The organism is Haloferax sp. Atlit-10N, from assembly GCF_003586325.1.
Taxonomy (GTDB): domain Archaea; phylum Halobacteriota; class Halobacteria; order Halobacteriales; family Haloferacaceae; genus Haloferax; species Haloferax prahovense.
Map to the genome: position 1 here is coordinate 1 of NZ_PSYX01000030.1, position 1,714 is coordinate 1,714.

Annotated in this window: 1 protein-coding gene and 1 pseudogene; both read right to left on the minus strand. The window is 59.0% G+C overall.

Annotated elements, in window-relative coordinates; translation table 11 throughout:
* A pseudogene (locus C5B91_RS20920) lies at nucleotides 1–469 on the minus strand (hypothetical protein); the annotation flags it as partial.
* Entirely contained in the window at nucleotides 462–1,187 is a 726-nt protein-coding gene (locus C5B91_RS20925; protein WP_233514217.1) for an ABC transporter ATP-binding protein, read from the minus strand. The gene C5B91_RS20925 and the pseudogene C5B91_RS20920, both read right to left, overlap by 8 nt.
* Nucleotides 1,188–1,714: the final 527 nt, after the last annotated feature.

Sequence of the window (1,714 nt, forward strand, 5' to 3'; positions counted from 1 at the left end):
GCGGAAGCACTGCGCCGACGAGCGCACCGAGGAAGGCGTAGACGACGCCCGCGAGCGCGAGGAACGCGAACACGAGCAGCGGTGCCTCGGGTTCGACGGTCAGCCAGAGGACCCCGAAGTTCACCCCCGCGACGACAATCGTGACACCCGCGAGAGTCGCCAGCCGCGTCGCAAGTAACGTCCTCGGCGAGTACCCGGTCTGGACGAGCCGTCGGTCGGCCTCCCGGGCACTGATCATCTGGACCAGACCCATCAGCCCAGCGATGATGGCGACGCCGAAGATTGCGCCGAGGACGCGCCCGAGATCGAGCGGAATCGCCTCGACGGTCGGCATCGGCGGTAGCCCCGCCATCGCCTGTCCCCACCCCTCGATGACCACGAGCGGCAGCACCAGCGCGAGGACCACGTTCAGGGGCGTCCTGAGGAACGTCCTAACGTTTGATCGAATGCCCACGGCGAACCTATTCATCGTCTCCCTCCCGGTCGCTTCGGAGTTCGCTCTCAGTTTCGTCGTCGGTCACGTCGTGAACCAGTCCGTTCCGCACCTCGAAGACGCGGTCGAGGCGACTCCGTTCCTCGATGAGGTGAGAGATCATGACGACGGCAGTGCCGTCGTCCGCGAGGTCCTGTGCCATGTCCCAGAATCGCAGGTAAGTCTCCCAGTCGAACCCGGTGTAGGGTTCGTCGAGCATGAGAACGTCCGGGTCGTGCATCAACGCGATGCTGAGGTTGACCTTCTGTCGGTTCCCACCGCTAAGCTGGTCGACCCGGTAGTCAAGGTACTGCTCGAAGTCGAGTTCGTCCGCCAGTCTTTGCTTCGCCGCGTCGATCTCCTCGCGACTCATCCCGTACCCGGCGCCGAAGAGCCGGAAGGTTTCAGAGACGGTCAACCGATCGTAGAGCAGGGGTTCCTGCGGACACCATCCGACGGTTCCATACCGTTCGACCGTGCCCGCGTCGTGGTCGAGAACCCCGACGAGAATCTTCATCAGCGTGGACTTGCCCGACCCATTCTCGCCGACGATGCCGACGATCTCGCCGGCACGGACCTCGATATCCGCACCGGTGAGAACGGGCGTCGACCGTCCCAACGGAAGTCGTGACCCGTAGGTTTTCTCGAGAACGTTGCCTCGAACGAGCGTCTTGCTACCATCGACCGTCTCCGTGGGCGCCGTGGTCATTTCCATACGTGGAAAGACGTTCTACTCATTCAATCGAATTGTTGTTAAGAATCGAAAGTTAACCCCGTCAAATTACCCTGAGATCGGGTTGTATCACGAAGAGAGCAATGGATAGCCAACGATTTGGCATTCCTTTTGTCTCCAAACAGGAGTAGACTTGGTCGGTAGCCGTCATGAAAATCAGACATCTATCAGGCCCCGAACATAGTGTTGATGCGGTTTTCAAGTCAAGGTTCGAGTATCCATGGTTCAGTGCTACATCTGTGACTCGGAATGCGCTCGCGACGATGAGGTGTTCGTCTGCGAGCACTGCGGGATCTCCTGCCACCGACACTGTATGGCGGAATACGACACCGATGTCTGCCCGAAGTGTGTCGGCGAGCCGATGATCGGAGCGATCGAGTTCTATAGTAATCGTTAGAATTTTTTACTCAAAGACTCTTGTAAGAGATAATGAACCATCTCGACGATGTTTCCGTCGAGGAATTGCAAGACGCTCTCGACAACGTGGACGGAAAGAAGCCGACACAACG

What these genes read in the sequence shown, in the direction of transcription:
- C5B91_RS20925 (WP_233514217.1), bottom strand. Translation starts at nt 1,187, where the DNA reads ATGGAAATGACCACGGCGCCCACGGAGACGGTCGATGGTAGCAAGACG.